Origin of the sequence: Pseudomonas bharatica CSV86 (assembly GCF_000319305.2) — a bacterium.
GTDB lineage: Bacteria > Pseudomonadota > Gammaproteobacteria > Pseudomonadales > Pseudomonadaceae > Aquipseudomonas > Aquipseudomonas bharatica.
The window spans coordinates 812880-825315 of record NZ_AMWJ02000001.1; the positions used below are offsets into that span (position 1 = coordinate 812880).

11 protein-coding genes, 4 tRNA genes and 2 pseudogenes are annotated in these 12436 nt (G+C 60.1%); 10 read left to right on the plus strand and 7 right to left on the minus strand.

Annotated elements, in window-relative coordinates; translation table 11 throughout:
* The first annotated feature begins 101 nt into the window (after positions 1-101).
* Together CSV86_RS03790 and msrC are read left to right on the plus strand one after the other, a co-directional pair.
* Positions 102-992: an ATP-binding protein gene (locus tag CSV86_RS03790; RefSeq protein WP_009398346.1), complete on the plus strand. Its 891-nt coding sequence runs from the start codon at positions 102-104 to the stop codon at positions 990-992.
* Positions 989-1471 carry a free L-methionine (R)-S-oxide reductase MsrC gene (gene msrC / locus CSV86_RS03795; protein ID WP_009398347.1) on the plus strand — a complete coding sequence of 161 codons (483 nt, stop codon included), beginning with the start codon at positions 989-991 and terminating at the stop codon, positions 1469-1471. The genes CSV86_RS03790 and msrC overlap by 4 nt, the downstream gene beginning before the upstream one ends.
* Positions 1472-1619: 148 nt before the next feature.
* Here the strand turns inward: msrC and CSV86_RS03800 are convergent, their stop codons facing one another.
* Positions 1620-2387 (minus strand): hypothetical protein, encoded by a 768-nt coding sequence (locus tag CSV86_RS03800; RefSeq protein WP_037059958.1) that lies wholly within the window; start codon positions 2385-2387, stop codon positions 1620-1622.
* A gap of 331 nt (positions 2388-2718) precedes the next feature.
* Here CSV86_RS03800 and CSV86_RS03805 point away from each other — a divergent pair.
* From CSV86_RS03805 to CSV86_RS03820, 4 genes are all read left to right on the plus strand, one after another.
* Positions 2719-2794, plus strand: a tRNA-Glu gene (locus tag CSV86_RS03805).
* A 2-nt stretch (positions 2795-2796) separates the two neighbouring features.
* Positions 2797-2872: transfer RNA gene (locus CSV86_RS03810), tRNA-Gly, on the plus strand.
* Positions 2873-2979: 107 nt separating this feature from the next.
* Positions 2980-3055, plus strand: a tRNA-Glu gene (locus tag CSV86_RS03815).
* Between the two features lie 4 nt (positions 3056-3059).
* Positions 3060-3135: transfer RNA gene (locus CSV86_RS03820), tRNA-Gly, on the plus strand.
* Between the two features lie 182 nt (positions 3136-3317).
* Here the strand turns inward: CSV86_RS03820 and CSV86_RS03825 are convergent.
* The 4 genes and pseudogenes from CSV86_RS03825 to CSV86_RS03840 form a co-directional block, all read right to left on the minus strand.
* The gene (locus CSV86_RS03825) at positions 3318-3728 is read right to left on the minus strand and encodes a PA2817 family protein (RefSeq protein ID WP_009398349.1); all 411 of its coding nucleotides are present in this window, start codon (positions 3726-3728) and stop codon (positions 3318-3320) included.
* Between the two features lie 76 nt (positions 3729-3804).
* Positions 3805-5544, minus strand: a pseudogene (locus tag CSV86_RS03830) (acyl-CoA dehydrogenase); the annotation flags it as partial.
* A gap of 58 nt (positions 5545-5602) precedes the next feature.
* Entirely contained in the window at positions 5603-6880 is a 1278-nt protein-coding gene (locus tag CSV86_RS03835) for an ISL3 family transposase (protein WP_000610830.1), read from the minus strand.
* Between the two features lie 12 nt (positions 6881-6892).
* Positions 6893-7897 carry a permease gene (locus tag CSV86_RS03840; protein WP_040363373.1) on the minus strand — a complete coding sequence of 335 codons (1005 nt, stop codon included), beginning with the start codon at positions 7895-7897 and terminating at the stop codon, positions 6893-6895.
* A gap of 141 nt (positions 7898-8038) precedes the next feature.
* On the opposite strand from CSV86_RS03840, the gene CSV86_RS03845 reads away from it, so the two are divergent.
* Positions 8039-8353: an ArsR/SmtB family transcription factor gene (locus tag CSV86_RS03845; RefSeq protein WP_000349485.1), complete on the plus strand. Its 315-nt coding sequence runs from the start codon at positions 8039-8041 to the stop codon at positions 8351-8353.
* A gap of 175 nt (positions 8354-8528) precedes the next feature.
* On the opposite strand, the pseudogene CSV86_RS03850 reads toward CSV86_RS03845, so the two are convergent.
* Positions 8529-9245: pseudogene (locus tag CSV86_RS03850) on the minus strand (acyl-CoA dehydrogenase family protein); the annotation flags it as partial.
* Between the two features lie 176 nt (positions 9246-9421).
* Here CSV86_RS03850 and CSV86_RS03855 point away from each other — a divergent pair.
* The 3 genes from CSV86_RS03855 (at position 9422) to CSV86_RS03865 (ending at position 11898) form a co-directional block, all read left to right on the plus strand.
* Positions 9422-10045 (plus strand): glutathione S-transferase family protein, encoded by a 624-nt coding sequence (locus tag CSV86_RS03855; protein ID WP_009394827.1) that lies wholly within the window; start codon positions 9422-9424, stop codon positions 10043-10045.
* A gap of 144 nt (positions 10046-10189) precedes the next feature.
* Complete coding sequence (locus CSV86_RS03860) at positions 10190-11122, plus strand: ABC transporter ATP-binding protein (RefSeq protein ID WP_009394829.1); 933 nt, start codon at positions 10190-10192, stop codon at positions 11120-11122.
* Positions 11119-11898 (plus strand): ABC transporter permease, encoded by a 780-nt coding sequence (locus tag CSV86_RS03865; RefSeq protein ID WP_170394366.1) that lies wholly within the window; start codon positions 11119-11121, stop codon positions 11896-11898. The genes CSV86_RS03860 and CSV86_RS03865 overlap by 4 nt, the downstream gene beginning before the upstream one ends.
* Here CSV86_RS03865 and CSV86_RS03870 read toward each other — a convergent pair.
* Entirely contained in the window at positions 11866-12405 is a 540-nt protein-coding gene (locus CSV86_RS03870) for a DUF2062 domain-containing protein (RefSeq protein ID WP_037062198.1), read from the minus strand. The two genes, CSV86_RS03865 and CSV86_RS03870, sit on opposite strands and share 33 nt — an antisense overlap.
* Positions 12406-12436 lie beyond the last annotated feature (31 nt).

Below are 12436 nucleotides of genomic sequence, written 5' to 3' on the forward strand. Positions count from 1 at the left end.
CCATGCGCTGCGCAAGCATAGCCGATCAACCCCGGCTGCTGGCATGTACTGTCACACATTCAGCTCGCTCGTTAATGCCTGAATCTGACCGAGGAATTCCCGTGGACTCCCGATTGAATGCGTTTCTCGAACGTGCCGAAACCGTATTGGCGCGTCTCGAACCCTTGTTGCCGATGCCGCGCCCGGACATCGACTGGAACCTGTGCCTGGCGGCGCGCTGGCAGCGCGATGGACGCAGCGGTTTTCTCCTGCCGCTGGAAGTGAGCCTGGACATCCGCCTGTCCGACCTGATCGGTGTCGATCAGCAACGTGAACAGCTTGGACGCAACACCCGGCAGTTCCTCGATGGCATGCCGGCCAACCATGCACTGCTGTGGGGTTCGCGCGGTACCGGCAAGTCGTCGCTGGTGCGTGCCTTGCTGGCAGAACATGCCGGCGCCGGTCTGCGCCTGATCGAGATCGAGCGCGATCATCTCGCCGACCTGCCGCGGGTGGTCGAACAGTTGCAAAGGCTGCCGCAGCGCTTCGTGCTGTTCTGCGACGACCTGTCGTTCGAAGCCGGGGAGGGCGACTACCGGGTGCTCAAGAGCGTACTTGACGGCTCCCTGGAACAGGCGCCGGACAACGTGCTGTTGTATGCCACGTCCAATCGCCGCCACCTGGTGCCGGAGAAGCAGAGCGACAACGAGAACTGGAAGATGATCGACGGCGAGCTGCATCCCAGCGAGGCGGTGGAAGACAAGATCGCCTTGTCCGATCGTTTCGGCCTGTGGCTGTCGTTCTATCCGTTCAGCCAGGAGCATTTCCTGAATGTCGTCGAGCACTGGATAGGCCAGCTGGCCAAGGGCCCCGGCCTGGTCTGGCAGCGCGACGAAGAACTGGACAAGGCCGCGATCCGCTGGGCAACCGGCCGCGGCAACCGTAATGGCCGTTGTGCCTATCAGTTCGCCCGCTATTGGGTCGGACTCAAACTGCTGGAGCAACACAAATGATCGATTTGAATGCGGCAGGCGCCGGACTGGGTGGTTACGCCCTGCTGGCGGCGCAGCTGGAAGCCTTGCTTTCCGGCGAGCGCGACTTCATTGCCAATGCCGCGCAGTTTTCCGCGTTCCTGTACAACCAGGTCGATGACCTGAACTGGGCAGGGTTCTACCTGAACCGGGATGGCGAACTGGTGCTGGGCCCGTTCCAGGGCCAGGTGGCCTGTGTGCGCATTGCCTTCGGGCGTGGCGTGTGCGGCGCTGCAGCCGCAAGCCTGGAGACCCAGCGGGTCGAGGACGTGCACGCCTTTCCCGGGCATATCGCCTGCGATAGTGCGTCCAACAGCGAGCTGGTGATTCCGCTGGTCAAGGACGGTCGGCTGATTGGTGTGCTGGACCTGGACAGTCCGAAGCTGGCGCGTTTCGGCGTGGAGGATCAGGCGGGGCTGGAGCGGTTGGCGGAGATTTTCCTGCAGGCGACGGATTGCTGAGTCTCGAGATTTGATTCCGGGCTGATGGCCTCATCGCTGGCAAGTCAGACCGCCGCACCGCAGCTCCCACAGTGTCCTGCGGTGCCTGTGGGAGCTGGCTTGCCAGCGATGAGGCCATCAGCAACAGCGGAAATCTACAGCTACGATATCAGTCGTAGATGACTTTCTTCTTCCAGTTCTCTTCTTCGTCGGTCTTCAAGCCCTCGGTGAGGGCGTTGGTGTCGTCGGCGGTCGGTTCGATGGTATCCAGGACCATGGAATTGGCGCGGTTCAGCATCTTTTCCATGTATTCCAGCTGCTCCCGGTATTGCGCGGGCTCCGGTTGCTTGCGCAGGTACTGCACGCCGCGCTCGAAGGCCAGGCGGGCATGCCCGGGCTGGTTCTGCTGCAGCGCGGCCTGGCCGAGGTTATTGAAGAACTCGATATGCAGCACCACCAGGATGTGGCGGATTTCCTTGACCCAGTACTTGGCTTCGTTGGTAGCCAGGAAGCCTTCCTGGCAGGCGCGCACTACCTGGCTGTGCAGCGCCTCCAGCAGGAAACGGATGTCCTTGGCCTTGGCTTCGGTCTGGATCGGCGAAGGCGGGTTGGTTACCGGGAGCGATTCGCCCTGGGCGATCAGCGTATCCAGTTCGCCGATACGCGTGCGAATGGCGTCGTTGTTCTTGTCCAGGGCCAACTGGCGCTGGTTGAGGTTGAGTTCGAGGCGGGTCAGCAGCAGCTTGAGGGCCGGGGTCATCAGCTGGCCGGGAAAGGTTTCGGTGATCTCGCCCACGCGCCGCAAGCGGTCGGCCAGCTCGACCTTGAGTCGCGCGCGTTCCAGCTTGTTGTTCTCGACCACATTGTTGAGATAGCCGATCACGATCAGTAAGGCGATACCCGCCACTATAAGCAGGGTAATCATTAGTGGTGTCACCGTTCACGCCTCGTCAGTCAGGTATACCGATTGAGTGTAGTGGCTTCCCATTTGCCCGGATAGAGCAGTTTGGCAGAAGCCGGCCGGGGATTGATGGCAATTTGCCGTGAGTCACAGTTGGACAACTCATTCCCTGCTTTTTCTTTGTCGGCAGCGTCGGACAATTCAACAGGGCGCGGGCCTTGCGGAGGTCTGAAAACTGCCCGAAGTCATTGATTTAAATAAATTTCTAATTTGGGGTTGACGACCCTGAAAAGCCCCCCTAGAATGCGCGCCACTTGCAGCGTAAAGCACACAGCGAAACGCGGCAGGAAGTGAAAAGTTGTAGCGTGTCCCCTTCGTCTAGTGGCCTAGGACACCGCCCTTTCACGGCGGTAACAGGGGTTCGAGTCCCCTAGGGGACGCCAATGCGGGAATAGCTCAGTTGGTAGAGCACGACCTTGCCAAGGTCGGGGTCGCGAGTTCGAGTCTCGTTTCCCGCTCCAATTTACAAAGGTTTCGCCTTCATGGCGGGACTTGTAAAAAATCCAGTTTTGAAGCCCATGCTTTCGATACTGGTCACTGAATCAAGCGACTGCTTGTTTCAGGAAGAGTCCCCTTCGTCTAGTGGCCTAGGACACCGCCCTTTCACGGCGGTAACAGGGGTTCGAGTCCCCTAGGGGACGCCAATATGCGGGAATAGCTCAGTTGGTAGAGCACGACCTTGCCAAGGTCGGGGTCGCGAGTTCGAGTCTCGTTTCCCGCTCCAAATATGGCGCTACTGGATCTTCGGGTCGGGTAGCCAGGAAAAAAGGACCTTCGGGTCCTTTTTTCGTTTCTGCTTAAAAACACAATTCAAAACGCGGCGCGCACCCTGTGGGAGCTGGCTTGCCAGCGATTACTGTTGTGAATTCACAGCAGCAATCGCTGGCAAGCCAGCTCCCACACTTTTCAGTGCTTGCTGTCCTGCTCGGACATGCTCAGCAACTGCTTTTCCTGGTTCCAGTCGAACGGCTCGTCGTTCTGCTCAGCAGCGTAACGGCGTTCTTCCAGCTCCTGGTACAGATCCAGTTCTTCATCCGGCATGAAGTGCAGGCAATCACCACCGAAGAACCACAGCAGGTCCCGCGGTACCAGGTGGGCGATCTGTGGATAACGCTGGATGACCTGGCACATCAGGTCCTGGCCCAGGTACTGGCTTTCCAGCGGGTCCTGCGGCAGTTGTTCCAGCAGTTCGTCGAAGCGTTCGAGGAACAGGGCGTGGCTCTCTTCCGGTACCTGCTCGGCTTCGCCCAGGGCGGCGAGGATGCTGCGCAGGTGTTTGAGCAGGACAAGGTGGTAGTCCAGGTGTGCATTGGCCATGCGGGCGATCCTCTAAAGCAAAAACGGGCGCGGGAGTATAAGGCCCCCCGCGCCCGATGTCCCGGTCGGATGACGATCAGCGCACCTTGCCGGCGCTCGGTAGCAGTTCCTCCTTGGTGAAGGCATCGACATCGATGACCTTGCGCCGCGCCGCTTCGGCCTCACGCAGTTTTTCCGCTTGTGCCGTGTCCAGCGCACCGCTGCGCAGCGCCGCGTCGATCAGCGACTCGCCGGCATCGACTGTGAATTCTCCGTTTTTCAGGGCATGGCGCAGGTTCTTGTGGGCGTCGGCACTGTCGCCCAGCAACTGGCTGGCGTGCTGCAGCGCGCCTACCGGATCTTCTGGATCGGTCGGGCGGTAGCAGCCGTCGAGCAGCGCTTCCAGCGCCGGGTCCCCGGCACTGCGACCGATCAGTTCGGCGATTTCCGCGTCCAGTTCGTCGCTTGGCCCTGTATGCCGGCGGCCAAACGGGAACACCACCAGGCGCAACGCGCAGCCGAGCAGGCGGTTGGGGAAGTTGTCGAGCAGCCGGTCCAGCGCCTGTTCCGCCTGGCCGAGGCTTTCTTCCATGGCCCAGCGCAGCAGGGGTTGCAGATGCGAAGGGGAATTCAGGTCGTGGTAGCGCTTGAGCGCTGCCGAACCCAGGTACAGGTAGCTGAGAACATCACCCAGGCGCGCCGACAGGCGCTCCCGGCGTTTAAGTTCGCCACCGAGCAGCATCATGCACAGGTCGGCAAGCAGGGCAAAGGCTGCGGCCTGGCGGTTCAACGCGCGGAAGTAGCCCTGGCTCAGCGGGTCGCCGGGGACTTTCTCGAAATGCCCGAGGCCCAGCCCCAGCACCAGGGTACTTGCCGCATTGCCGACGGCGAAACCGATATGCTGCATCAGCAACCGGTCGAATTCACGCAGCGCCTGATCACGGTCCTCGCGTCCGGCCAGGGCCATCTCCTTGAGCACGAACGGATGGCAGCGGATCGCGCCCTGGCCGAAGATCATCAGGTTACGCGAAAGAATGTTGGCACCCTCCACGGTAATGAAGATCGGCGCCCCCTGCCAGTTGCGGCCCAGGTAGTTGTTCGGGCCCATGATGATGCCCTTGCCGCCGTGGATATCCATGGCGTGCTGGATGCACTCGCGGCCGCGCTCGGTAAGGTGGTACTTGAGGATCGCCGACAGCACCGAGGGCTTTTCGCCCAGGTCCACCGCCTTGGCGGTGAGCAGGCGGGCGCTGTCCATCAGCCAGGCGTTGCCGCCGATGCGCGCCAGGGATTCCTGGATGCCTTCGAAGGCCGCCAGGGGCACGTTGAACTGTTCGCGGATCCGGGTGTACTGGCCACTGACCAGGCTGGTGAACTTGGCCGCGCCGGTACCCACGGCCGGCAGCGAGATCGACCGGCCTACCGACAGGCAGTTCATCAGCATCATCCAGCCCTTGCCGAGCATGGCCTGGCCGCCGATGAGAAAGTCCAGCGGGATGAACACGTCCTTGCCTTCGTTGGGGCCGTTCATGAACGCCGCGCCGAGGGGCAGGTGGCGCTTGCCGATCTCGACGCCGGGCGTGTCGGTGGGGATCAGCGCCAGGCTGATGCCCAGTTCGTCTTCCTCGCCCAGCAGGTGCTCGGGGTCGTATGCCTTGAAGGCCAGGCCGAGCAGGGTTGCGACAGGTCCGAGGGTGATGTAGCGCTTTTCCCAGTTCAGGCGCAGGCCGATGACTTCTTCGCCTTTCCATTGGCCTTTGCAAATGATCCCGGTGTCCGGCATTGCACCGGCGTCGGAGCCGGCCAGCGGGCCGGTCAGGGCGAAACAGGGAATTTCGGGTATACGGATTTAATGGTTGATGGGGCACCTTTACCCCACCAACCTGATACCATTATCAGATGGTTGATAGATCGACTCCGTAGTTGAGTTCCTCTGCGAAGTCCGGCAGTCCGTAACCGATGGTTTTCTTGTAGAAAGGAGAGACCTTCGCAGTCGGTGCCTTCTTCTTGTGCTTCGTGGTGTAGAGCATTCGTGCCCGCATCACCTCGAAGGAGTAACCGCGCCCTTCACGGTTCTTGTCCTTGGCCAGTCGGTTGATGGACTCCGTGTAAGCGTTGGTGACGGGCATGTCCGTCTCGAAGTAGGTCATGGTCTCTTCGCGCCAGTTTCCCACTGCCCTGACCAGATCGCTCCAGACTTCCTTTTGGCCCTTCGGGATGGTGGCTATCCACTCGTCCAGGGCGGCTTCTGCCTGGAGCCGTGTGGTGGCGTCCCAGATGCCGTAGAAGCGCTCCTTGTGCTCGTAGGCGGCCAGCAGTTGCGGGAACGCGCCTGTCCAGGTCTCCATGATGAGGCGCTCCCGGTCTGAGACTTCGTGAGCGCGTTTCAGCAGGATTTTCCGGTCTCCCTTGAGAGTCCGGCTCTGGGACGGTTTCAGCTCCTTTCTGAGGCCCTTGCGCACTCTCTCTAGGGCATCGTTGGCCATGCGCACCACATGGAACTTATCGACCACGATACGGGCCTGGGGCAGCACAGCCTTGACCGCTGCCCGGTAGGGGTTCCACATGTCCATGCTGACGATCTCGACCTTCTGCCGGTCTTTCAGCTTCATCAGGTAGTTGGTCACCACGTCCTGGCGGCGGGTGGCCAGCAGGTCGAGCAGGGTTCGCTCCTCAATGTTGGTCAGAATGCAGCGGTAGCGCTTGTTCAGGTATAGCTCGTCAATGCCCAGGATGCGGGGCGTCTCGAAGCGGTGCCAGCGCCCCAGGAACTCGGCGCGGGCGTTGAAGATGTCGCGCACCGTCTTCTCGTCCAGGCCGGTCTGTGCCGCCACAAAGGTGTAGGGGTGGTTGAAGGATTCCTTCTCCACGTACTCATGCAGCCGCAGTGTCATACGGAATCCGTCCACCATCTCCGGTAGCTGGGGCCTGAATGTTGTCTTGCAGGCCCGGCAGGTGTATCGGCGGCGGACCACCCAGAGAGTGACCCGCTTGCCGTGGATGGGCAGATCACGATAGGGAACGTCACGCTTGCCGAACCGCACGAACTCACCCTGCACGCCGCACCCCTCGCAGGCTACTGGTGTAGGTGCTTCAAGCCGAAAATGTATGTCTTCATTCTGCTCATCAGAATCCACCAACTGGTACCCAGGAAGGCTTAACGAATTAATCATCTCCCGCCTTGATCAGAAAAACAGGTAGGTGGCGTAACCGGCAATCATCGCCATAGCAAAAATGACTGCTAAAAACGCCGCTAAAAGCTTCAGCGTGAACAAAGAGCGCAACAGAATGAGCTCAGTCAGGCTGGCTCCGGCACTGCCGATGATCAACGCTAGCACCGTCCCGGCACCCACGCCTTTGGCCATCAGAGCCGCTGCCAGAGGTATGACGGCTTCAGCGCGAATATACAACGGCACGCCGATGACAGCGGCAACTGGAATGGCAAAGGGATTATCTGGGCCTGCATACTGCTCCAATAAGTCAGTGGGCATGAAACCATAGATCACGCTGCCAATCGCAATACCGATGAGCAGGTAAGGCAACACATCGATAAAGTCCGACCAAGCTTCCCGCCACACACCACTGTACTTCCCTTCTTTCTTAACCGTGACAGTGGGTTGACTGTCACAGCATTCGCTAGACGTAGAGACTGTTGTCTTCCTATCAGCCCCGCAAGAAGCCGTCTTCGGAGTGGTGTCGCAGCTGTTGGTGCCGCAACTCGATGCGGTCGATGTAGCACTGCACGGGCTTGCTGATGAACTACATCCACTGCTCTCTTGTGTCGCCGTCCGGCGCACATAACGCTCGAAGCCAAGCGTGTGAAGCAGCCATCCGGCACCTACCGCGACCACCAAAGCGGCGAGCACATAGATAGCAGTAAGTGTCCATCCAAACGTGGCAACCAGCAGGCCGACGACGATAGGATTCAGCAACGGAGATGAGAAAAGAAACACCATCATCGGCCCAAAACCGGCCCGTGCCCGAATCAACCCTTTCAACATGGGGATAGTCGAGCAACTACAGAAGGGCGTTATAGCTCCTAAACCAGCAGCAAGAAAATAGCCTCGCTTCCCACTGGAAGTCAGTAACGCTTCCACCTTGGATGGTGGGATGTGACGTTGAAGAACTCCGACCAGCAAGCTAATGCCAATGAATAAAACCGATAGCTCGATAGCGAGAAAGGCGAACATGCCTAGAGCGTCTTGGAGTTGAGATGACATTCAATATTACTCCTATATTTCTAGTATTGTCGAAATGATGTACGCAGCCTACTTGCGTTTATCCGACCTGTCAACTATAATTCTAGAAACATCGAATTATTGGGGCGTGCTATGGATCACGAAAAGGTTGCAGCCAGCTTAGCTGAGCTAGGGAATAGTCACCGACTGTCCGTGTTCCGCTTTCTGGTCAAAGCTGGCCATGATGGGGCTTCGGTCGGAGATATCCAGAAGGGGCTGGGTATTCCTGCTTCGACGCTATCACATCACCTTGCGCGCATGGCCAAGGTAGGGCTGATCCGGCAGGAGAAACATAGCCGCACGATTGTCTGTATACCCGAGTATGGGCACCTAGAGAATTTGATCGGTTTCTTACAAGAGGAATGTTGTGCAGGTGTCCGGATTGCGCATGAACCAGAACCGCTTTGACGCTTGCCCAGCTCTCGCTGTCCTCCCTAGTCAGCATCGCTATGAAGACTCAGGCGAAGGTGGAAACAGAAAATTGGCAGTAGAGTAGGCTGAAGAGGATCAATCAGATAATCCGCTGAGAAAGATTTTCTTCTTTACATCTTTGGCATTTTATCAACCAGAAATTCCGGATACCCGGAATTTCTTCGCCACGGGCCAGGCGCGGCAGGTAGTGGTTGCGCTGCTCATCAGTACCGTAATGCAGCAGCAATTCTGCTGGGCCGAGCGAGTTGGGGACCATCACGGTCGAGGCCAGGTCACCGCTGCGGGTGGCCAGCTTCATCGCCACCTGGGAATGGGCGTAGGCGGAAAAACCTTTGCCTCCGTACTCCTTGGGGATGATCAGGGCGAAGAATCCATGGGTCTTGATGTGCTCCCAGGCCTGTGCTGGCAGGTCCATGTCCTGACCGATCTGCCAGTCGCTGACCATGGCGCAGAGTTCTTCCGTGGGGCCGTCGATGAACGCCTGTTCTTCCACGGTGAGTTCAGGCTTCGAGTAGCCCAGCAGGGTGTTCCAGTTCGGGCGGCCGCTGAACAGTTCCCCGTCCCACCACACGGTGCCGGCGTCTATGGCTTCGCGCTCGGTGACCGACATCGGCGGAAGGGTGCGCTGGAACCAGGCGAACAGCGGCGCGGTGAGCAGCTTGCGGCGCAGGTCTGGAAGCAACAGGGGCGCGGCGATGGCGGCGACCATCAGCAACAGCACGAAGACCAGCCAGCCCGGTGCCCGCGAAAAGATGCCCATGGCAATCACATAGGCCGCCACCAGTGCCAGGGCGGGCAGGGCGGGGGTACGGCGATGCGCGAGCCAGGCGGCCCCGAGTACGAGCACAAGCAACCACAACAGCAACATAGTCTTTCCTCCTGGAAACCTTTCACGTGTCAGGACATCCGTCAGAGCGTAGTCGGTCTCTGCGCAACGGCCTCGTCTGAACAGTGACAGGTCCTTTCCAAAGGAGTTCGGCGGCGGTTGCCTGGGCAGCGAGCTGGGGTAGACTGGGCCTCCCTCGCAGGTAACAGGATGTAAAAATGCTCAAGATCTGGGGTCGGAAAAATTCCAGCAACGTACGCAAGGTGCTGTGGTGCGCGCAGGAGCTGGGGTTGCAGTACGAGGCGGTGGATGCCGGTGGAGCGTTCGGCGTGGTCAACGAGCCGCACTACCGCGCACTCAATCCCAATGGTGTGGTGCCAACGATAGAGGACGACGGGCTGGTGCTCTGGGAGTCCAACACTATCGTGCGCTACCTGGGTGCCAGGTACGCTCCCGGTACCTCCTGGTATCCCGAGGATCCGGTGGTGCGGGCCAAGGCGGAGAAATGGATGGACTGGACCACCTCGTCCCTGGCCACGCCGTTCCGCCCCCTGTTCTGGGGCATCCTGCGTACGCCACCGGACCAGCAGGACTGGGTGGCGATCAACGCGGCGCAGAAGGCCTGTGCACACTTGTTGTCGATCGCCGACGAGGCCCTGGCCTCCCAGCCGTTCCTGTCCGGCCAGGAAGTGGGCATGGGCGACATCCCCTTGGGCTGCTTCGTCTACGCCTGGTTCGAGATGCCCATCGAGCGTCCGCAGATGCGTCATCTGCGCGCCTGGTACGATCGTCTGCGCGAACGCCCGGCCTACCAGGCGGCGGTGATGACCGCGTTGACCTGATCGTTTCGCTCGATGTGATAGTTAATATCGATAGAGTTGACTGTACTTGTGCGGCCAAGGTGAGCACCATGGCCGCATTTCTCCTGGCCGGTATGCCCGGCTAGGCAGATTTCCCGAACAATTCCAAAGGTACGCGGACCCGCCATGAGTTCAGCCCTGTCCATTCGGCAGCTAACCAAGACCTACGGCAATGGCTTCCAGGCCCTCAAGGGCATCGACCTGGATGTCGCCGAGGGCGACTTCTTTGCCTTGCTGGGCCCCAACGGTGCCGGCAAATCCACCACCATCGGCATTCTTTCGACCCTGGTGAACAAGACCAGCGGCAGCGTCAGTGTCTTCGGGCATGACCTTGATCGCCAGCCTGCCGCGCTCAAGCGCAGCATCGGCGTGGTGCCCCAGGAGTTCAACTTCAACCAGTTCGAAAAGACCTTCGACATCGTCGTGACCCAGGCGGGTTACTACGGCATTCCGGCGAAGGTCGCCAAGGAGCGCGCCGAGCAGTACCTGACCCAACTGGGCCTGTGGGAAAAGCGTGACGTGCCTTCCCGCTCGCTGTCAGGCGGCATGAAGCGCCGCCTGATGATCGCCCGGGCGCTGATCCATCAGCCGCGCCTGCTGATCCTCGACGAGCCCACCGCCGGTGTCGACATCGAGCTGCGCCGGTCGATGTGGAGTTTCCTCACCGAACTGAACCAGCAGGGCATTACCATCATCCTCACCACCCATTACCTGGAGGAGGCCGAGCAGCTGTGCCGCAACATCGGCATCATCGACCACGGCACCATCGTCGAGAACACCAGCATGCGCCAGTTGCTGGGCAAGCTGCATGTCGAAACCTTTGTCCTCGACCTGCGCCATGACCTGGCCCAGGCTCCGCAACTGGCCGGCTACCCGTGTCGCCTTATCAATGCCCATACCTTGGAAGTCCAGGTGGACAAGGATGCAGGCATCACTGCGCTGTTCACTCAGCTGGCTTTGCAGAACATCGAAGTGACCAGCCTGCGCAACAAGACCAACCGTCTCGAGGAGCTGTTCGTGTCCCTGGTTGAAAAGAATCTGTCCAAGGTGGCGATATGAGTTCGGAACTGCGCGCCAACCTGGTCGCCCTCAACACCATCGTCTACCGCGAAGTACGCCGTTTCACCCGGATCTGGCCGCAGACCCTGCTGCCGCCGGCGATTACCATGGTCCTGTACTTCGTGATCTTCGGTAACCTGATCGGCCGCCAGATCGGCGACATGGGCGGCTTCAGCTACATGGAGTACATCGTGCCGGGCCTGATCATGATGTCGGTGATCACCAACTCCTACGGCAACGTGGTTTCCAGCTTCTTCGGCAGCAAGTTCCAGCGCTCGATCGAGGAACTGATGGTCTCGCCGGTGTCGCCGCACACCATCCTGATGGGCTACACCCTGGGCGGTGTCCTGCGCGGGCTTGCAGTCGGAGTGATCGTGACGCTGCTGTCGCTGTTCTTCACCCATCTGCAGGTGCATCACCTGGGCATCACCGTGCTGGTGGTGCTGCTCACCGCGACCATCTTCTCGCTGCTCGGCTTCATCAATGCGGTGTTCGCGCGGAATTTCGACGATATCTCGATCATTCCGACCTTCGTCCTGACGCCGCTGACCTACCTGGGCGGGGTGTTCTACTCGATCAACCTGCTGCCGCCGTTCTGGCAGACCGTGTCGCTGGCCAACCCGGTGCTGCACATGGTCAATTCTTTCCGCTATGGCATCCTCGGCGTGTCCGACATCCGCATCGGCGTGGCCATCACCTTCATGCTGATCGCCACCGCCGTGCTGTATTTCGGCTGCGTCCGGCTACTGGTCAGTGGGCGCGGAATGCGCAGCTGATCTCGCCTTGCGCCGGCGCCACTGCCTGCCCACCCACCAGCGCCAATAGAGCATGGTCAGGCAGTAGGCGAGGGCGCCCAGCAGCAGCCCGCAGACCACCGAGCCGAGCAGGAAGGGTTGCCACAGGGTCGACAACTGCTCGGTGATCCAGTCGAAGGTGATTTCCTCGGGCAGGGTGCGTGGAGGAATGCCCATGAGCCAGGCGCCCATCTGGTAGGTGCAGTAGAACACCGGGGGCATGGTGATGGGATTGGTCAGCCAGACCAGGCTGACGGCGATGGGCATGTTGCCGCGCACCAGGATCGCCAGGCTGGCGGCCAGCAGCATCTGCATCGGGATCGGAATGAACGCGGCGAACAGGCCTACCGCCATGGCCCGGGCCACCGAATGGCGGTTCAAGTGCCAGAGGTTGGCGTCATGCAGCAGCCGACCGAGAAAACGTAAGGATTTATGTTCCCGGATGCTCGTCGGATCGGGCATGTAGCGTTTAAAAAGTCGACGCGGCATGTGGGGTCTCGGCGTTCGGAAGGGGCAAGTA